The organism is Companilactobacillus hulinensis (assembly GCF_003946555.1).
In the GTDB taxonomy this organism is placed as follows: domain Bacteria; phylum Bacillota; class Bacilli; order Lactobacillales; family Lactobacillaceae; genus Companilactobacillus; species Companilactobacillus hulinensis.
In genome coordinates this window covers 52,272-71,381 of sequence record NZ_RHOO01000014.1, presented here as the reverse complement: position 1 = coordinate 71,381, position 19,110 = coordinate 52,272, and the positions used below count along the sequence as shown (strand labels likewise).

Here is a 19,110-nt window from a genome sequence, read left to right as displayed (position 1 = left end):
TAATGAACCGCCGTATACGGAACCGTACGTACGGTGGTGTGAGAGGTCGGTAACTAAAGTTACCTCCTACTCGATTAATCTAATGACAATAGATAACTGAATAGTTCATAAATAGTTAAATCATGTTTGATGTGTTCGTCAGTATTTTTTACGTCGACATTGAAGATTGATTCAATTGGTTTTTTATTCTTATAGTCATCATCGATTTGGCCGGTTATATCGATTGGTTCATCAGCTTTTGCAGTAATTTTAGTAACTTTACCAAGACTGATTTGACGTCTGTATGAACGAGATATTTCTAAGTTATGTGCGTCGGCGATTTTAATCAAGTCGCCAGTTAGATTACTTTTTGCTATAGCAAATGCCATATCATACTGTTCATGATAGAGATATTCCAATGTGGGAACGATGTCTATTGCTGATAAAGCGGGTGTCAGGTTTTGTCCGCTGACAGAGTCGTAGAAGCAATATGCATCGATGACATTATTGTCATCACTTGGGGTTGATAGTGCTACTTCTTCTAAGTTGTCCATGGAAGTTATTTCTTTAGGAATAGTATGAGTATATTGTGTATAAATCAGCTTTGAAGAGGCCAGTTTATCTTGAGTTATTGCAGGATATAAGAGCATTTTTTTAATATCAGTTGGATCGATTCCCATAGTTAGTGAATAGAGGATTGCGTTCAACATACGAGGCTTGATCGTGTCGAATAGGATCAAATCATTTTCATTGCAAATATATAGTGTAAATAAGGATTCATCATGATTGTGTGGGATTACTTTGAAAACATGTTTGTAGTCTAGATCAACTATGAAGTTATCGCCGTTGTCGGCAATGGAAACGAATTGAGAATAGTCAGTTTGACGGGCTTTTTTCAATGCATTGATCAGTAAATCGTCGTCCAAAACTTCAGCGGACTTAACAGGAGATTGAATCAAACCAAATACATGCAGTCCCATTTTGTTAACTTGCTTGATAAGCTCAATAGTTTTGTTTGAGCATGATGGAATCGAATTACTGCCCAAATTACTCAGGTCGTTAATGTATTCTTCAAGTTCATTTTGGCTCAATTCATTGGATAGCGGCAAGTCATCCTCCGCCGTAGATATTTCATAACGATTGATTTTTCTTTTCAAAGGTATGTTGTCGTTTGAAAAACAGGTAACTAGTCCTTGGGGGATGATTCTTATGAATGTTCCATAATAGTAAATATTTGCTTTGATGTTGAATTTATTAGCAATCAATTCATTGATGTCGGTATTTTGTGTCATGCAGTTTGCCCTCCTTTTTATACACGTATTTCTATTATTTTTAAATTAACCTGATGCGGCAAGTTATTCCTTAATCAACATCGACAATAGATAAGTAACAAGTTCGTCAAGTGACAGATCATAGCGAATAGATTTTTCCAATGCACTGTCAAAAATCTCAAATACGGTTTCAATAGGGAATTGATGTTCAGTTGGACGCTCATCTGCAATCAAGTCGTCGATTTGCCCATTTTTAATTACGAAATGGTTGATGTCACAGATGTTGAATTGTCGCCTTTCACGTCTTTGGATGAAAACATGAGCTTTATCAGCGGTCTTAATGATCCAGTCAGATAATTTCTTGGCGTTTCTTGCACTATGATCAGGAACATCATGCAGTATTGTCATCAAAGCGTTTTCCGCATCATTTTCAGCGATAGGATTTGTAGTTGTTATATCGTTTCCTGAGATCGAGAAATTGAATTTATTGAGGGAGTGTTGTTTGTCATGCACGATTGGTATGTTGTCTAGTATCTTGATATCGGTAATAGAACTGATACTTCGATAATCAGAACGATAGTGACGTTCAAATTGTAATTTAACATTGGGATTGGTGATGATGTCGTTAGAAATACGTGGGAATAGCAACATTCTTTTGATATTTCCAACACGAAGCTTGAGTATCAGTCCAAGCAGTACGATGGCTAATTTTTCAATGTGAATCTGGCTGATGATAATATTTCCATCGCTGTCAACAATGTCATAGAACACGGTGTCCCAGATAAAGTGTTCTTTAGAGTTGTGATATTTTTCAAAAACAACTTTGTTTTGAGAATTAACCATCACATCTTTATCATCTTGTTGTTTGGCTGTAAAGGTCCGATCAATGTCAGTACCAATAGTTTGGAGATTGTAGAGTAGGGCATTCCAATCCACGATATCCCAGGATTTGTAGCCAATTTGGCGTGAACCAACCACGGTTAGTCCCATTTTTTTGACTTCATTGATCAATTCAATGATGATGGGCAAATTAGGAGCATCTTGGGTTAGTTTTGTGGGATGGTTTTCAGTCAGAATATGTGTGAATTCTTCTTTGAAATCAGTTAGGTTGGCGTGATCAATATAGAGTTCGCCATATCCGTTAAACAATAGATAGCGACCGTCTTGCTGAGTCAGTCGACGATTTTCTTTGGACAATAATGTCACAGGAGTTTCGTCAGATATACGTTCAGGCGTGCTGTAATCGTAGATCAACATGCTGGCGGCCATGTCTTTTTCCTTTAGATAGGAATCAACATCGATATTTATTTCTGCCATTTTATTCGCTCCTATTCGTAGTATTTCAAAGTCTTTTGTAGTTCATCTTTAACATCTTTGACTAGGGATGCAGGTGATTTCACTCTAACTCTTGAGCCCTGTCCCATGATCCAGAGCAATAATCCTTGAGCATAGGCGTTTCCTTCGATAAGAGATCCATTATCCAAGGTCTTTTTGACTTTTGATTGTGGGAATTGATCTAGAATGTTTTGTGCGTTGCCTTAATAGTACAATTCAAAGTTAATATGTTTACCATCATTTAAAAGATAAGTATTGTTAAGTTCACTACCTTCATCTTTTTTTAATTCACGTGGTATTTTGATCTTTGTGGCAGTATTCTTTTTGATTTTGGTGAATCTGTCTATTCGATATGGGTGTGTATTGTGCAGTGTTTCATCGTACATAAGGACGTAGAAATAAAATGTGTCGAAGTACATGCTGATGGGGAGAGCAACACCGCGGACATTTTTTTGATAGCTGTTAGTGTATTCAAAACTCACAGTGGTACGGGAATCTATATAGTTTGATAGTTGTGAGATTCTAGGTAGAAGATCATATTTTGATTTGATTGGTATGTATTTTGAGATAGTACTGATATTCATTTTTGTGGCTCTACTTTTTTCGTCAATCGACAAGTGGCCATATAAATGATTGGTCAACTGGTTCAATTCGTGCTTCCCGAAGGCACGTGTTCCAATTAGGATCTTGGAGATCGCAATGATCTCATTGAAAGGAATATCGGTATCCTTAGTAATGTAATAATTATGATTTTTGAAGTCATGGACAAAATGAGCGTCAATGTTGTGTTCATTTAAGACGTCTCTGATATCAGCCAAGTATCGTTGGATACTTTTTTCAGATAAATTATAGGCAGATTTTGCTTCCTCCATGGTGATTTTGTCGCCCTCAAGCATTTTGACCAACATTTCAGTAATATTTCGATTTGAGTTCATTTTTTACCCTCCATTTGTAGATAAAACACCCTATTTTTGACTTGTTACGCTTGGTGATTTGTTTTGGTACGGTTAGTATAGCATCGTCATGAGACATATTATGTCGAATGAAACGATAGATGCCACTTAAACAAAAAAATTAACCGCTCAGTCAAAATCTATATACAGAGAAGTCCCTGTGTGGTGTAATACTCCTAACGAAAGGGTTGTTCGATGTGAAAATAAAAGTAGATATTTCGTCTGAGTATTCAGGAAAAGAAATCATCGTTAGAGCTCCTAGGGATGATGAGGAACTGCAGGATCTGTTAGATAAACTCAAAAATATTGAGAATGAAATCAGTCATATCAATGGATATATTGGTGAGACGGTTTATTCAATAGACCTCAAAGATGTTTTATTTTTTGAAACTAACGACCGCAATGTCTACGTGCATACGACCAGCAATGCTTTCTTAACTCACTACCGTCTCTATGAATTAGAAGAAAATTTGCCAGATAATTTCTTACGGATATCCAAATCATCGATTTTGAATCTGGATGAAATAATTTCATTAAGTAGGTCGGTAACTGGCAATTTGGTTCAGTTCAGAGATACATACAAGACACTGTACGTGTCGAGACGATATTTGAAAGAGTTAAAAAATAGATTAGATCAAAGGAAGTTTTGAAGATGAAAAATAGAAATGGAATATTCTGGGGCTTGTTCCTGCTTCTGAGTGCGGGGATTTTGATTGTTAGTCAGATGCATTTGATTACGTACACGTTTAGTTTTTGGACAGTTGTCGCAACAATTTTCTTGGTCGCAATTCTAATCAAGAGTTTGGTCTACTTCATGGTTCCAGGAACAGTGTTCTCGTTGGCGTTTCTAGGAATTCTATATGCCGAACCGTTACACATCACAGCTATCGTCCCATGGACATTACTTGGTGCTGCACTACTTGTTTCAATAGGATTGTCGATGATTCTTCGTCCATTTTTGGTCAAGCACCATCCTTGGATGAGATATGGTCATCATGGGAATAACTGGCATAATTACGGAGGTCACGCTAGATTTGACCATAATGTTGACGTCAAAACAGATGATCAACCAGATATTAATGTTTCAGTTAAAATGGGCAGCAGTATCAGATATGTGACATCTCAGAATTTCAAAGAGGCTAATATTGATGTTTCAATGGGTAATGCCAAAGTTTATTTTGAGAATGTGGTTGTTGAAGATACTGCGACTATCAATGTTGATGTATCACTTGGTGGTGTTGAATTGTACGTTCCTAAGAATTGGAATATTGTTAAGCAGATTGATGATAGCAATATGAGTGGTATTACTGAGGAAGGAATTCCTGAAGTTGATGCTGATAGTCCAGTGGTTACGCTTCATGGGTATTCTTCATTGGCTGGATTGAAGATTTGTTATATTTAGAGAGTGGGACTAAACATGGTCAACTTTCGAGCATTAAGATAAATAAGTCCCCTAATCCGATTTTGGATTGGGGGACTTATCTTTTTTGACTTCCGGTTTATTAATATATTGATTTTTAATCTAATTATGATTTTGGGAAAAACAGATGAATCCCATATTGTTCAGAGTATGAGAGTTGATTTTACCTATTATTGAGTTGATAAGAACCTTAATTCATTAATTATGGACGCTTGAATTATGTCCCATGAAGTATCTTTAGCAAATTCATTTTTATTTTGGTATAGAATCCAATTGGATTTCATAAAACCACTTGCAAATATCGCATCAATGATTGCTTTCCAATTTTGCCAATCATCATTTGAATTACGTTCTTTAATTACATTTCTGAATGCTATGGTCAATTTAGGCTTATTTATTATTTCAATTTCATTTAGAATGTAGCAATCATAAAAATCTTTCATTCTAGAATTAGTTAGTCCTCTTTCCAGAATAGTTTGAAGCTTTTCAGCTAGTATTCGTTCGGGTGGATAAATTAACATATTAATTTTTTCTGTACCAAGGAGTGGCTGATAGTAGAAATATATTTCTTTAGGAATTACTCTTTCACCAGTTGTTATACCAATGTGGAAGATATCTCTGATATTCCCTAGATTAGCGCTAATAGTTATACGCAGACCTTGGTAATCTTTTCCTTCTTGAATGGGAGTTATTTTTTGTAATTTATAGGCAACACCTTCAAATGAGTTAGACGTTATTTGCTTTACAATTTTGGTAAGTTCATCTTTAGATAGAGTCATGCCATCAAGCAATGTATCAATATCTACAGTTGTCCTTTTTGAATACCAGTTATAGCTGAGAGAATGAAACCACCTTTCCAAATAAAAATATTATTGTATTCAGACTTGGAAATTAGGTAAATGAAACCATCAATGAAGTATTTTTTTAGTAATACATTCGTGCTTATTCCTGTTTCTATATGTTTACTCTTAAGTTTATCTCGTAGGCTATTAATTCTATCAATATCATTTTTCAAAGTATAACTCCCAGTGTATTGCGTATTTTTTCTTCTTTATTCATACGTTGTGCAACTGTAAAAAGTTTATTTAGGTCTTTGTATTTAGAATTCATATATGCTTTGAATGCTTGTTGTATTTCTTCCGCATCAACAAGGGATTTTTTGTTAAGTATATCGATCAGAGTACGTTCACGGCTGTATAGTTTTATTGTTTTTTTGGTACCCTCGACAGATATTTTTTCGATATCTTGATTGAGCAGAGGACTTCTTATTTGTTTAACTTTTAGATTATCTGTCCATCGTTCAAACCTTATTTTTGGTAATAAGTATCCCTGACGAAATGCCATGTTGACCTCGAAGTCAAATGAATCAGTTAATTTCCATAGATAAAGTGCGGTTTGGTTACAATAAATACCATTTTGCAATACTAGCTGTCTTGCAAGGTAGTCATTAATCACATAGTTATTAGGAGTAAATAGACGATTGTCGATATTTTGAATAGAATTCAAACTGCCTAGATTCTTAAGTATTTCTAGTTGTTGATTATTAACTTCGGTTGAAGTTATGATATTGTCATCTTGAAAAAGGTATTCCATGAATTTGTTTTTTGAATCTATCATTTTGGACACCTCCTTACATATTTATACCTAAAAACAATTACAAAATCAAATTTTGTAATTGTTTTTATTTTTTTAAGATTACAATAGTTAAACTGTGCTATAGTTACGTCAAAATACTATTCGGGGGAAATAATGATGCATATTATTGTTGTAGGTAACTCTGGTACGGGCAAATCGATTTTATCAGAAAAAATTGCGAGAATCACTGACTATCCACTGATGCATCTGGATAGTGTCTGGCACACGACTGATTACTCAGATGATGCAAAGTTGTGGTTTAAGCAGCAACAACTACTATTTATGAAGCAAGATAATTGGATCATTGATGGTAACTATTCTGGAACGATGGATCTGAGGATTCCACAGGCTGATGTCATTATATGGTTAAAGTTAAATCGATACAGGTCGCTAGTTAGAGTGGTAAAGCGTTCCTTGATGTGGCGAATAGATAAGGGCACCAGAGTAGGGATGGCAGATCAATTTAGTGAACATTTGGATCGTGACTACTTTGATTTTTTGAAAGTGGTTCTGTCTTATGACGAAGGCAGGATTCACGGGCTGATTGAACAGTACAAAAAGCCTGATTCACAGGTGATAATAATCAATAACAATAGAGTTAAGAAACGATTATTAAAAACTATTGCTAACTTATGAAACAATTACAAAATTCCAATTTGTAATTGTTTTTTGTTCTAATTCAAAACTGAATTGCTTAAAAATTAGTTAACATTCATAATGTTGGTAGCGCTTTAAATATATTTTCTGGAGGTATTAGGATGAAAATTCAAGATGGTTATATGCCGTTTGGCAAGTACAAAACTTACTATCGAGTTGTGGGAAACTTGAATTCCAGCATGACACCATTATTGTTGCTACATGGCGGACCCGGTTCAACTCATAATTACTTTGAAGTGTTCGATCAATTAACTGAGAAGACTGGTAGACCAATAGTTATGTACGATCAACTTGGTTGTGGCAAGTCTGATATACCGGATGATACTAGTCTTTGGCAGGCGGATACTTGGGTTGATGAGTTGAAAACTCTGCGTGGATTTTTGGGATTAAAGCAAGTTCATATTCTAGGACAATCATGGGGCGGTATGCTCGAGATTATCTATATGTGCGACCATGACCCACAAGGTGTGAAGAGTTTGACTCTTGCTAGCACATTATCGTCAGCTAAGCTTTGGGAACAAGAACAACATCGTATGATCAAGTTTATGTCACCAGAGGATCAAGCGGCAATTGCCCACGCTGAAGCAACGAATGACTACACTGCTCCAGAATATTTACAGGCAAATGAACATTTCATGATTCAACATGCTGCGGGTCCTGTAACTGACGAATCACCAGAGTTTTTGCGTCGTCCAAAGGTTAGTGGGGAAGTCTCCTATGTGACAGCTTGGGGTCCAAATGAGTACTGTCCTACTGGTACTTTGAGTGATTATGATTATACAGATAAGTTGAAGAATATTAAGACACCAACGCTAGTAACTAGTGGAACTGATGATTTGTGTACACCGCTAATTGCTAAGACAATGGTTGACCAGTTGCCTAATGTAGAGTGGACATTGTTTGCCCACAGTCGCCATATGTCATTTATTGATGAGACGGATGCTTATATGGCAAGACTAACTAAGTGGTTGGAACAAAATGATTAGATAAAAACACAGGACAAATATTAATATTTGTCCTGTGTTTTTGAGATTATTTAACAATATTAGTTTTGATTCTATCAATAGGTACATTTCTAGCAGTGAATTGTTCGTCAGTTTGTCCCAATGTTAAAGCGAATAAGGGGCTAAATCCAGCAGGTAGAATACTTTGGGGGATGGAACTCAAACTAGCCATATTATAGTTGGCACCGAGTCCTTGATCTTCAGCTGCCAGTTCCATATTGTGGACGATTGCGCCAGCTGAGATATGTTCCATACTGCTGTTTTTGTTGGATGAAACAACTATTACTGTTGGTGCATCATAGATTCCGTTTAAATTAGACAAGACCTTTGCATCTTGGATTACGGTTATCTGGTAATCCTCGTATTGTCCCAGGCCAACTGGTCCAGCATTTCCTGCCAAGAGGATTTGATATAATTGCTCGTCAGTTATTTGTCCAGAATACTTGCGAACGGCCTTGCGTGCATTAATCATTTTCAAAGTTTCCATAACAACAACACTCCTTTATTTTCATCTCTATCATAAGTCGTTTGGTCGATAAATTATTGATAAGTTTAACTTATCAATCAACTAATTAATCGGAATTGGTAGATTGACCTCTAACTTGTAGTATAGACATCGAAAGTTAAGTAACACGTAAGTGACGGAGGATATATTATGAATAATGAAGTAGTTGTATTGTTTGGAGCCGGTGCTATCGGCGAAGCAATCGTTAGAAGAGTTTCTGCTGGTCGTAAGTTATTGTTGGCAGATTACAGTGAAGACAAATTATTAAAGATGAAAAAAGAATTAAGTGAGGCTGGTTTCTCGGTTGAAACTATCAAAGCAGATCTTTCTTCAAGAGATTCAATCAAAGAAGTAGTTTCTAAAGCGCAGTCACTTGGTGATATTATGGGGTTGGTCAATGCCGCTGGTGTTTCACCATCCCAAGCTAGTGCTGAACATGTTTTGAAGGTAGACTTGTACGGTACTTCAGTATTATTGGAAGAATTTGGTAAGGTCATGGCACCAGGTGGTGCAGGAATCGTCATTTCTTCTCAATCAGGTCATCGTTTACCAGCCTTGTCAGTTGAAGATAACAAGGCTTTGGCAATGACACCAACAGAGGAATTGTTAGATTTGCCAATTTTACAACCTGATGTTATTACCGATTCTTTGGCAGCATACCAATATGCAAAGAGAACAAATGTCTTGCGTGTAGCAGCTGAATCGGTTAAGTGGCAAGCTCGTGGAGCAAGAATCAATGCCATTAGCCCTGGTATTATCATGACACCACTTGCATTGGATGAACTCAATGGACCACGTGGTGCTGGCTACAAGAAGATGTTTGATTCAATGGTAACCAAGCGTCCAGGAACACCTGATGAGATTGCTAGTTTAGCAGAGTTATTAATGGATCGTCGCAGTGCCTTTATTACCGGAAGTGATTTCTTAGCTGATGGCGGAATTACTGCACAATATTGGTATGGGGATGTTTCAGAGGTTAGGAATTAGAGCGTTTTAAAAGATGGAAGCAATTGCTTCTGTAACTCGTTTTCAAAAATTTGAGGGAGAAATTAATATGAAAGCAACAGCATTTATTGAACCAGGAAAAGTAGAAGTTAAGAATGTAGATAAACCAAAAATTGAAAAGCCAACTGATGCGATTATTCATGTTTTACGTGCTTGTGTCTGTGGATCTGACTTGTGGTGGTTCCGTGGAATTTCAAAGCGTGATGCCAATAGTCTAGTTGGTCATGAAGCAATTGGTATTGTTGATGAAGTTGGCTCAGATGTTACTGATGTTAAAAAAGGTGACTTTGTTATTGCTCCATTTACACATGGATGTGGTCACTGTGCTGCATGTTTGGCAGGATTTGATGGAGATTGTATGAATCAAGAATCTGGTGGCAACGGTGGTTATCAAGGTGAATACTTGAGATTTACTAATGCCAACTGGGCTTTGGTCAAGATTCCTGGTTCACCTAAGGATTATTCAGATGAAACAATCAATTCACTATTAACATTGGCCGATGTTATGGCAACTGGCTATCATGCAGCTGCTAGTGCAGAAGTTAAAGATGGTGATACTGTTGTTGTCATGGGTGATGGCGCCGTTGGTCTATGTGGTGTTATTGCTGCTAAGCTCCGTGGTGCAAAACGTATTATTGCTATGAGTCGTCATGAAGATAGACAAAAATTAGCTAAAGAATTTGGTGCAACTGATATTGTCGCTGAACGTGGGGATGAAGCTGTTCAACGTGTCATGGATCTAACAGATGGCAACGGTGCAGATGCTGTTCTTGAATGTGTTGGAACTGAACAATCTGTTGATACGGCTGTTAAAGTTGGACGTCCTGGTGCTGTTGTCGGACGTGTTGGTGTTCCTCAAAAAGCTGAAATGAATACTAATAACTTGTTCTGGAAGAACATTGGTCTACGTGGCGGAATTGCTTCAGTAACTACTTATGATAAGGAAATCCTTTTGGATGCTGTCTTAAGTGGTAAGATCAATCCAGGTAAAGTGTTTACAAAACGTTTTGATCTTGATGATATTCAAAGTGCTTATGAAGCTATGGATAAGCGTGAGACTATCAAGTCATTGGTTATTGTTAGTGAAGGTTAGATTTTAAATAAGGTACTTAGACGGGGTTTGTCTAGGTATTTTTTTTGTGCTTTTTTGCCGCATCCGGTTACGAAATGTTTTATCTGCCGTGGGACCGGTTCGAGCCGTGGTCTCTCACCTCGACTTAGAGCTTTGCAAGGTTCGCAAATCTCTAAGCTCGTCCTGTGGCTTCGCCACTTTCACGGCTGATAAAATATTTCGTTACCTCCTGCTAAAGGATATTAAGTTAATGATTGTATGTTTTGGTGAGTTCTATTTGGTAATAGTCTGTATAAAATTATATGGATTTGAATTTTGATAACTGTTAAAAATAGAAAATACACGCTAGTCGGAGGTCGAAAGTAATTGGACCAGCAGTGATAGTGCTGTTGGATGGCGAAGCCATACTTACAGCACAGGACGACTTTTGAAATCTGCGGTCTTTGCAGAGTTCAAAAGCGAGTCTTCAGACCTTGGCTGAAGACGGTCTCACTGCAGGTTTAATTATTTTCGAACCGTAGACGGAAATGATTTATCCAACACACTCGAGTACAATTAAAGAAATACCAAAATCTCAAAAGAGGTCGCAATTATGTTTCAACAAATGCAATACTTCATCTCAATAGTAAAGAATCACAGTTTCACACAGGCAGCAGTCGAATGTAATATCTCTCAATCAGCCATTTCTCAACAAATGAAAGAATTGGAAAGTCGTCTGGGTGTGAAGTTATTGGAGCGTAAAGGACGTAGCTTTGAAGTTACCCAAGCTGGACAATATTTTTATACGCATAGTCAGGATATCTTAGAAGATGTGAATCAGTTGGTAGATAATACTGTCAAAATTGTCAAAGAAGAACAGATTGAATTGAAGGTTGGCTATCTTCGTAATTTTGGAACGACTGAATTCTTACAGACTGTATCTAAGTTTTCCGAAGAATTCCCGCAGGTCAAGATTAAAATAAAGAGTGGCAATCATGAAGAACTTTATGATTATTTACGGAATGGTCAGGTAGACTTGAATTTTTCTGATCAAAGACGTGCTTTGTCGAATAAATATGTGAATGAGTTTCTAACTGACAGTAAGTTCATGTTGGAGATAAGTCGGGCCACTTTCTCAAATGACAGGACGCAAATGGACATTTCAGAATTAGCCGATATTCCTTGTGTATTGATAGCTGATAATGACCAGCAGGTAACGGATGAAGAATATTATCGTGAGATATTGGGTGTTCGTAGTGATTTTGTTGTAGTCAAAAGTTATGATGAAGCACAAATCTTGGTAGCTTCTAATCAAGGATATTTGATTGTTAATGATAGAACGCAGAAGCAATTGAACTCAGATATTGTTAAGACGGTTGATCTAATGAATGGTAAGCAACAGATGATTCAGAAATATTATGCTTATTGGAAGGCTGATAATTCTGGATATTACATTGAAAGTTTTGCGGAATTGTTGAAGAATAGTTTTGCATAAGTAAGACTTATCAATAACAACGTGATTTGAAATAGCTCTACATCAGTCTTGATAGTATTATCTTAGTTAATCAAGGAGATAAATCATGACTGACAAAGAAGAAATTATTGAATTATATCGCAATGAAAATGAAGCTATGGTATCTAAAGATATCAACAAATTAAATGAAATTTTGAAACCAACAATGAAGCTAACCCATATGACGGGTTATGTTCAACCAAAGTTGGAATGGATCGACCAGATTCAAAATGAAGAAATGAAGTATTTCTCATCAACTGAAGAAAGTATCAAAGATATTCAGATTGATGGTGATTCAGCTAGTTTGGTTGGTCTAAATCAAGTTAGGGCTAGTGTCTGGGGTGGTGGCGTTAATACTTGGCCACTACAAATGAAGATGTATTTTGTTAAACAAAATGGTAACTGGATTATTTCTGATCAAGTTGCTTGCACTTACTAAAAAGAGCGTGATAAGACATGCTCAGCTTTCGAGCATTAAGGCAAATAGGGACCGTAATCCGATTTTGGATTACAGTCCCTATTTGGTTTAAGTCGCAAGTTTACTGAATTTAATTATGATTTCATAGCTTCTTTGTTATTTACGAGTTAGCGTTAATTGCATCGGCGCTTTCTAGCATGTGATAAGTTGCTTCAAATACTGGGCAGACATCTCCGGGAATAGCGTAGTTATTTGTTGTTTGGCGTAATTCAGCGAAGTTATTATCGAGATTCTTATTATCTCGAGCATCCAGGCATAACTTAACATATTGTTGTCTGACATCGAATACTTCGGGATGATTTTGTCCGTGAGCATTGGTTATTGCCTTAGTATAAAAGTCTAGTTTGTCGTGGCGCTCATCTAAATAGTCTTTAACAGCATTCATTTTAAAAAGCCTCTTTTCATTTGATGACTTAATTATAATGAGTGGCTGTTATTAAAGACTTGATGCAGATCAAGTTGGCTCTATTTTCCGAGTTTATCAAGAATATCAAAGTCTGCTTGGCTTAATTCGATGTTTTGAGCTTTGATATTTTGAACGACGTGGTCAGTTGAACTTGTACCGGGAATAGGTAGGATTACATCTGAACGTTTTAGCAACCATGCTAGAGCAATTTGTGCTGGTTGTGCGTCATACTTAGCAGCGATGTCTTGCAGTTCTTTGCCTTGTGCTAGTTCACCAGTTGCGAGTGGGAACCAAGGGATGAAGGCTAGATGATTTGCTTCGGCGTAATCTAGGACATCTTCATCAGTACGGTCGATCAAGTTATAACGATTTTGAACGGATACGATTGGGGCAATCTTTTCAGCGGCTTTTATTTCATCAACAGAGACTTGGCTCAAACCAATGTGCTTGATCTTGCCTTCTTGTTGCATCTTGGCAAGTTCACCGACTTGTTCTTCAAGGGTGTAGTTAGGATCAACACGATGCAATTGTAATAGGTCGATGTGATCCAGTCCTAGTGTCATCATATTGAGTTCAACTTGTTGGCGAAGATAAGCAGGTGTACCAACTGGAGTCCATAGATCAGGACCTTGCCTAGTGTTACCAACCTTTGTGGCAACCATAACATTGGCATCTTGGCGTTGTTTTAAGGCTTCTTTAACATACAAGTTAGAATAGAAAGGACCATAGGCATCAGCGGTGTCAATGAAGTTAACACCATTGTCGATTGCAGTAGTGATGACTTTGACAGCATTGTCAGGGTCACTTGAAGGTCCCCAGACACCTTTTCCAGGTAATTGCATTGCTCCGTAACCTAGACGGTTGATATTAAGATCTTTATCAAATGAGAATGTTTTATTCATGTGTTTTACTTCCTTTTGATAGATAATATATTTATTGATGACTATAAACTACACCTTGAAGTTCACTTTAAGGCAAGTTTTTTTAGTGGAGGATGATGTGGAAGAAAAAGTTAACTTCATCTTGTAAGACAATATTTGTGAGACTTTGAGAAATAGGGGTGCTCTTATGATTATACTTGCGTTAGTTCCTGTTTTAATGGGATGCGGAATTGCGATGCAGACGGCTATTAATTCCAAATTGCGACATTTCGTCAAATCACCATATTTAGCATCAACTGTTTCATTTACGATTGGTGCGTTATTCCTCATTGCTTTAACAATAATGAGTGGAGAAAGTCCGTTTGTCTCGACAAATATTATTATCGGTAATCCTTGGTGGATCTGGCTAGGTGGATTACTGGGGGTTATCGGATTAACTGCGAATATCTTGTTATTCCCACATTTGGGAAGTATTCAAACAGCTGTATTGCCGCTGTTTGGTCAAATTATTATGGGTATTATTATTGATCAGTTTGGCTTGTTCTCTTCGCCTAAGTCAGGATTGACGATTATCAAAGTGTTGGGAGTACTACTTGTAACAGTCGGGATGCTATTAGCTACAGGGATGATCGGGAGTAAAGATAGAAGAGGCACTGGTAAGAATAATTTGTTATTACAATTAGCTGGTATCGGAGCTGGTTTGTTAATGGCTAGTCAAGTTGCTATTAATGGTCATCTCGGTGTCATATTGAAATCTTCTGTGCACGCAGCTATGGTTTCATTTTCGATTGGAGCCATTCTGTTATGGATTTTGCTCTTCATTTTACGTACTCCAATTCATGATTTGAGCAGTGCAATTCATGCTGGTAAGTCATATTGGTGGATTTGGATCGGTGGATTCTTAGGTGCAGCTTATGTATTCGGGAGCGCTTGGTTGGTTCCACAAATTGGGACTGGTCAAGTAGTTGTCATTGCATTGTTTGGACAATTATTGTTCAGTGCTTTGATTGACCATCTTGGTCTATTAGGCTCACCAGTTAATCGTGTGAATTTTACTAGAGTGATTGGATTGATTATTATGTTTGTTGGTGTTGCTGGTATTCATTTCTTGTAGAAAAAATAAAGTCCTAAAAATCGTTTAAATTTTTAGGGCTTTTTCTTATTTCGGTTTTTATTCTTCTTGTAGAAAGTCTAGATGTATCTTCCTTGGTGATTGGTTTTTGTAACTCCTGGATTCGATTACTTTCGTTTGGAATTAAAGCAAACATTCTATCAAATACTCGATTCTGTACATCATTGTCGTCAGAATTATAATAGCGAATCAACATCAAAGTGAACTCTGTTCTGTCTAAGTCATTGATCACCTCTAGATATTACTACTAGCTTACTATCTTCTAACTCAAATCTCTATGATATTGCCACATCAGGTAGACTCCACCAATAAAGAAGACGATGGAGTATTTGAGCAAAAAGAAAATTTGCCACATGAATGCGTGTGGTAAAACAATGTCACAAATAACATAAGCTATAAACATAAAGGCAGCGGCACTGGCGATAATCTTGCTGGTGCGTTCGTCACCGCTACTAAAAATCTGCCAGCCATTGAAGAGATAATATCCTCTTATAATAATGGCGAAGCTAATAAAGAATAGGACGAAGCTCACTCCAACTAATTGATTCCAATTGGCAATAGATTCTGAAGCCCACAGATGCAGTGCGGTAAAGAAATTAATGTCGATCATTGTTGTTTCCTTCCTCGTATTGAAAGATTTCGTTCAATGGTACTTGGAAATAATCAGCTATTCTGAATGCTAATAACAGAGTAGGGACATAGTTGCCCTTTTCCATGACAAAAATTGTTTGTTTGGAAACACCCACTTTGTCCGCTAACTCTTGCTGTGACAATCTTTTTAGAACCCGATGTTCATAAACCTTGTTCGAGATGTTGTCGCCAAAATCTTTTTTCATTTGTTTCACCTCATGAAAGAATAATAACTTATACTTTTATAAAAGTAAAGTAAACTTATGCGAGCCTAAATTACTGTTTAAAATTAGGCAAACATGTAATAATGTGCTTAAGATTCAAAATTTATTATGATTGAGGGAGAAAATTATGGCAGATAGAGAATTCACATTAGAAGAATTGAAACAATATAATGGTCAAGACGGTAACAAGGCCTATGTAGCAATCGATGGTGTTGTTTATGATATGACCGATGTCAAACCTTGGGCCGGTGGAAAACACCACGGTAACGTTGCTGGTCAAGATCTATCTGAGGTTATTCCTAATGCTCCGCACAAGAAATCTGTATTACCTAAGTTGCCAGTAGTAGGTAAATTAGTTAAGTAAAACAAAATCCGTTATTAAGATAACGGATTTTTATTTTCATAATATTATAAAATTTCTAATAAAAGTCGTATAATGGAAAATGAAATCATTTTTTTGAAATTATGGAGGGACTTATGACTAGAATCACACATTCTTATGATACATTTCAACCCACACATTATGATATTTTTATAGATATCAATCGTGGAACTAAACAAATTGCTGGTAAATCCGTTATTGACGGTAATGCCACACAAAAAGATATCTTTATTCAACAGAAAAATATGGAGATTGCATCTGTTAAAGCTAACGGAAATGATGTTCCTTTTGAAGTTGATAATGATAAGGAAGCTATCAATATTACTTTGCCAGAAGCTGGCGAAACAACATTGGCAGTGGAATACAAAGCTCCTCTAACTGACTCAATGATGGGAATTTACCCTTCATATTATGAAGTTGATGGTGTTAAGAAAGAAATTATCGGTACACAATTTGAAACAACATTTGCTCGTCAAGCATTCCCAAGTGTTGATGAACCTGAGGCTAAGGCCAAATTTGACCTAGCCATCAAGTTTGATGAACAACCTGGCGAAACTATCTTGGCTAACATGCCAGAAGTTCGCAATGAAGAAGGCGTTCACTACTTTGATACAACCGTACGTATGTCAACATACCTAATCGCCTTTGCCTTTGGTGATCTTCAAAGCAAGATCACAACTACAAAGAGTGGTGTTAAAGTTGGTGTCTTCGCCACTAAAGCTCACAAGGCTAACGAATTAGACTTTGCTTTGGATATTGCTAAGCGTGCAATTGAATTCTACGAAGACTTCTATCAAACACCTTATCCACTTCCACATTCATGGCAATTGGCACTTCCTGACTTCTCAGCTGGTGCAATGGAGAACTGGGGATTGGTAACTTATCGTGAAGCTTACTTAACTCTTGATCCGGACAATACTTCGCTTGATACCAAGCAATTAGTTGCCACAGTTATTACTCACGAATTAGCTCACCAATGGTTCGGTGATCTTGTAACTATGAAGTGGTGGGATGACTTATGGTTGAACGAAAGTTTTGCTAACATGATGGAATATGTTTCAGTAGCTGCTATTGAACCTGACTGGAATATCTGGGAAATGTTCCAAACATCAGATGTTCCTGCCGCATTGCAACGTGATGCTACAGATGGTGTTCAATCAGTTCACGTTGATGTTGAAGATCCAGCAGAAATCGATGCCTTATTTGATAGTGCTATTGTCTATGCCAAGGGTGCTAGAATGCTCGTTATGATGCGTGCTTTAGTTGGTGATGATGCCTTACGTAAAGGCTTGAAGAACTACTTTGCTGCACATCAATACAACAATGCCAAGGGTGACGATCTCTGGTCAGCTGTTGGTGATGCCGCTGGTATGGATATCGCTGGAATCATGAACTCATGGTTACTACAACCTGGTTATCCAGTTGTTAGTGCTAGTGTTGTCGATGGCAAACTAACATTGTCACAAAAACAATTCTTCATCGGTGATGGTGAAGATAAAAATCGTCAATGGAAGATACCTCTAAACAGCAATTATGATGCTGCACCAACAATCATGGGTGAGAAGACAGTAACACTTGGGGATTATGCCGAGTTACGTGAAGCAGCTGGTGAACCTTTCCGTGTTAATGTTGGAAATAACTCACACTTTATCGTCAAATATGATGATGCTTTGTTGAAGGACATCTTGGATCACCACAACGAATTAGATGCCATTTCACAACTACAAATCTTGCAAGACTTGCGTTTGTTGGCAGAAGGTAACCAAATCTCTTATGCTTCGATCGTTCCATTGTTGCCTAAGTTTGCGGACAGTCACTCTAATGTTGTTAATGCTACTTTGTATCGTGTCGCTAATAACTTGAAGAAGTTCGTTACTCCTGATTCTGATGAAGAGAAAAAACTACAAGCCTTATTCGATAAGTTGAGTGCTAAAGAAGTCGCAAGATTAGGCTGGACTCCAAAAGATGGCGAATCAAATGATGATCAATTGACTCGTCCATATGTATTGAGCGCTGCTTTGTATGCTAAGAATCCAAAGGCTATCTTGGCAGCACATGAATTGTTTGAAGGTAGTGCTAAGAACTTGAGTAGTCTATCAGCTGACATTCGTCCATTTGTTATTCGTAATGAAGTTAAGAACTTCGGCAACGAAGCCTTGTTCGATAACTTGTTGAACGAATATCGCAAGTCATCAGATGCTAGTTATAAAGAAGACTTGTCTGTAGCTTTGACAGCTACACCAGACGACAAGTTGATTGCTAAGTTGATCAGCAAGTTTGAAGATGCTGGAACAATCAAGCCACAAGATCTACGTTCATGGTATCGTGGAGTCCTAGCTAATAATGAGGGACAACAAGCCGCTTGGGACTGGATCAGAAATGACTGGCAATGGCTTGATGATACAGTCGGTGGAGATATGGAATTCACAACTTACATCACTGTTACATCAATGATATTCCACACACCAGAACGTTTGGCAGAGTTCAAAGCCTTCTTTGAACCTAAGTTGAACACACCTGGTATGACTCGTGAAATCAGCATGGATATTAAGGTTGTTGAAACACGTGTTAAGTTGATTGAATCTGAAAAAGCTGCGGTTAATGCTGCTGTTGCTGAGATTGCTAAATAGGTTACGCTTTCAGCTTTTA

Annotated in this window: 23 protein-coding genes; 11 read left to right on the top strand and 12 right to left on the bottom strand. The window is 37.3% G+C overall.

Translation table 11 applies throughout. From position 1 onward, the window contains the following. Positions 1 to 74: 74 nt before the first annotated feature. The 4 genes from EKM66_RS08260 to EKM66_RS08245 form a co-directional block, all read right to left on the bottom strand. Entirely contained in the window at positions 75 to 1,271 is a 1,197-nt protein-coding gene (locus EKM66_RS08260; RefSeq protein ID WP_125763512.1) for a hypothetical protein, read from the bottom strand. Between the two features lie 63 nt (positions 1,272 to 1,334). Continuing rightward, positions 1,335 to 2,567 carry a hypothetical protein gene (locus EKM66_RS08255; protein ID WP_125763510.1) on the bottom strand — a complete coding sequence of 411 codons (1,233 nt, stop codon included), beginning with the start codon at positions 2,565 to 2,567 and terminating at the stop codon, positions 1,335 to 1,337. 11 nt (positions 2,568 to 2,578) lie between these two features. After that, entirely contained in the window at positions 2,579 to 2,734 is a 156-nt protein-coding gene (locus EKM66_RS08250) for a WYL domain-containing protein (protein ID WP_164505096.1), read from the bottom strand. Between the two features lie 54 nt (positions 2,735 to 2,788). Continuing rightward, on the bottom strand, positions 2,789 to 3,520 hold the full coding sequence (locus tag EKM66_RS08245) for a hypothetical protein (protein WP_125763506.1): 732 nt from the start codon (positions 3,518 to 3,520) through the stop codon (positions 2,789 to 2,791). 215 nt (positions 3,521 to 3,735) lie between these two features. On the opposite strand from EKM66_RS08245, the gene EKM66_RS08240 reads away from it, so the two are divergent. Next, positions 3,736 to 4,188, top strand: a complete 453-nt coding sequence (locus EKM66_RS08240; RefSeq protein WP_164505095.1) for a LytTR family DNA-binding domain-containing protein — start codon at positions 3,736 to 3,738, stop codon at positions 4,186 to 4,188. Positions 4,189 to 4,190: 2 nt separating this feature from the next. After that, positions 4,191 to 4,940, top strand: coding sequence for a LiaF transmembrane domain-containing protein (locus tag EKM66_RS08235; protein WP_125763502.1), 750 nt, complete (start codon positions 4,191 to 4,193; stop codon positions 4,938 to 4,940). Between the two features lie 188 nt (positions 4,941 to 5,128). On the opposite strand, the gene EKM66_RS08230 is transcribed toward EKM66_RS08235, so the two are convergent. From EKM66_RS08230 to EKM66_RS08225, 3 genes are read right to left on the bottom strand one after another with little or no spacing between them, the layout of a single operon-like run. After that, on the bottom strand, positions 5,129 to 5,749 hold the full coding sequence (locus EKM66_RS08230) for a nucleotidyl transferase AbiEii/AbiGii toxin family protein (RefSeq protein ID WP_263854132.1): 621 nt from the start codon (positions 5,747 to 5,749) through the stop codon (positions 5,129 to 5,131). An 11-nt stretch (positions 5,750 to 5,760) separates the two neighbouring features. Then, positions 5,761 to 5,973, bottom strand: coding sequence for a hypothetical protein (locus tag EKM66_RS12575; protein ID WP_164505092.1), 213 nt, complete (start codon positions 5,971 to 5,973; stop codon positions 5,761 to 5,763). Beyond that, entirely contained in the window at positions 5,970 to 6,575 is a 606-nt protein-coding gene (locus EKM66_RS08225) for a type IV toxin-antitoxin system AbiEi family antitoxin domain-containing protein (RefSeq protein ID WP_125763498.1), read from the bottom strand. The genes EKM66_RS12575 and EKM66_RS08225 overlap by 4 nt, the downstream gene beginning before the upstream one ends. Positions 6,576 to 6,707: 132 nt before the next feature. Between EKM66_RS08225 and EKM66_RS08220 the strand changes: the two genes are divergently transcribed. Further along, positions 6,708 to 7,229, top strand: a complete 522-nt coding sequence (locus tag EKM66_RS08220) for a P-loop NTPase family protein (RefSeq protein WP_125763496.1) — start codon at positions 6,708 to 6,710, stop codon at positions 7,227 to 7,229. Positions 7,230 to 7,351: 122 nt separating this feature from the next. Beyond that, a complete protein-coding gene (gene pepI, locus EKM66_RS08215) occupies positions 7,352 to 8,236 on the top strand; it encodes a proline iminopeptidase (protein WP_125763494.1) in 885 nt (294 codons plus the stop codon). A gap of 46 nt (positions 8,237 to 8,282) precedes the next feature. Here the strand turns inward: pepI and EKM66_RS08210 are convergent, their stop codons facing one another. Next, entirely contained in the window at positions 8,283 to 8,741 is a 459-nt protein-coding gene (locus EKM66_RS08210) for a nitroreductase family protein (protein ID WP_125763492.1), read from the bottom strand. Positions 8,742 to 8,909: 168 nt separating this feature from the next. On the opposite strand from EKM66_RS08210, the gene EKM66_RS08205 reads away from it, so the two are divergent. From EKM66_RS08205 to EKM66_RS08190, 4 genes are all read left to right on the top strand, one after another. After that, positions 8,910 to 9,746 carry an SDR family oxidoreductase gene (locus EKM66_RS08205; protein ID WP_125763490.1) on the top strand — a complete coding sequence of 279 codons (837 nt, stop codon included), beginning with the start codon at positions 8,910 to 8,912 and terminating at the stop codon, positions 9,744 to 9,746. Between the two features lie 67 nt (positions 9,747 to 9,813). Next, complete coding sequence (locus EKM66_RS08200) at positions 9,814 to 10,857, top strand: zinc-dependent alcohol dehydrogenase family protein (RefSeq protein WP_125763488.1); 1,044 nt, start codon at positions 9,814 to 9,816, stop codon at positions 10,855 to 10,857. A 571-nt stretch (positions 10,858 to 11,428) separates the two neighbouring features. After that, the gene (locus tag EKM66_RS08195) at positions 11,429 to 12,310 is read left to right on the top strand and encodes a LysR family transcriptional regulator (protein ID WP_125763486.1); all 882 of its coding nucleotides are present in this window, start codon (positions 11,429 to 11,431) and stop codon (positions 12,308 to 12,310) included. A gap of 85 nt (positions 12,311 to 12,395) precedes the next feature. Further along, positions 12,396 to 12,767 (top strand): nuclear transport factor 2 family protein, encoded by a 372-nt coding sequence (locus EKM66_RS08190; protein WP_125763484.1) that lies wholly within the window; start codon positions 12,396 to 12,398, stop codon positions 12,765 to 12,767. A 139-nt stretch (positions 12,768 to 12,906) separates the two neighbouring features. Here EKM66_RS08190 and EKM66_RS08185 read toward each other — a convergent pair whose 3' ends face one another. After that, positions 12,907 to 13,191, bottom strand: a complete 285-nt coding sequence (locus tag EKM66_RS08185) for an iron-sulfur cluster repair di-iron protein, ric (protein ID WP_125763482.1) — start codon at positions 13,189 to 13,191, stop codon at positions 12,907 to 12,909. 80 nt (positions 13,192 to 13,271) lie between these two features. Continuing rightward, positions 13,272 to 14,114: an aldo/keto reductase gene (locus EKM66_RS08180; protein WP_125763480.1), complete on the bottom strand. Its 843-nt coding sequence runs from the start codon at positions 14,112 to 14,114 to the stop codon at positions 13,272 to 13,274. Positions 14,115 to 14,280: 166 nt separating this feature from the next. Here EKM66_RS08180 and EKM66_RS08175 point away from each other — a divergent pair, with 166 nt between their 5' ends. Then, complete coding sequence (locus tag EKM66_RS08175; protein ID WP_125763478.1) at positions 14,281 to 15,207, top strand: DMT family transporter; 927 nt, start codon at positions 14,281 to 14,283, stop codon at positions 15,205 to 15,207. Positions 15,208 to 15,487: 280 nt separating this feature from the next. Here the strand turns inward: EKM66_RS08175 and EKM66_RS08170 are convergent, their stop codons facing one another. Then, on the bottom strand, positions 15,488 to 15,835 hold the full coding sequence (locus EKM66_RS08170) for a DUF2178 domain-containing protein (protein WP_125763476.1): 348 nt from the start codon (positions 15,833 to 15,835) through the stop codon (positions 15,488 to 15,490). After that, complete coding sequence (locus EKM66_RS08165; protein WP_125763474.1) at positions 15,822 to 16,061, bottom strand: helix-turn-helix transcriptional regulator; 240 nt, start codon at positions 16,059 to 16,061, stop codon at positions 15,822 to 15,824. The genes EKM66_RS08170 and EKM66_RS08165 overlap by 14 nt, the downstream gene beginning before the upstream one ends. Before the next feature lie 145 nt (positions 16,062 to 16,206). Here EKM66_RS08165 and EKM66_RS08160 point away from each other — a divergent pair, with 145 nt between their 5' ends. After that, the gene (locus tag EKM66_RS08160; protein WP_125763472.1) at positions 16,207 to 16,443 is read left to right on the top strand and encodes a cytochrome b5 domain-containing protein; all 237 of its coding nucleotides are present in this window, start codon (positions 16,207 to 16,209) and stop codon (positions 16,441 to 16,443) included. A 113-nt stretch (positions 16,444 to 16,556) separates the two neighbouring features. After that, positions 16,557 to 19,091 carry a M1 family metallopeptidase gene (locus tag EKM66_RS08155; RefSeq protein ID WP_125763470.1) on the top strand — a complete coding sequence of 845 codons (2,535 nt, stop codon included), beginning with the start codon at positions 16,557 to 16,559 and terminating at the stop codon, positions 19,089 to 19,091. Positions 19,092 to 19,110: the final 19 nt, after the last annotated feature.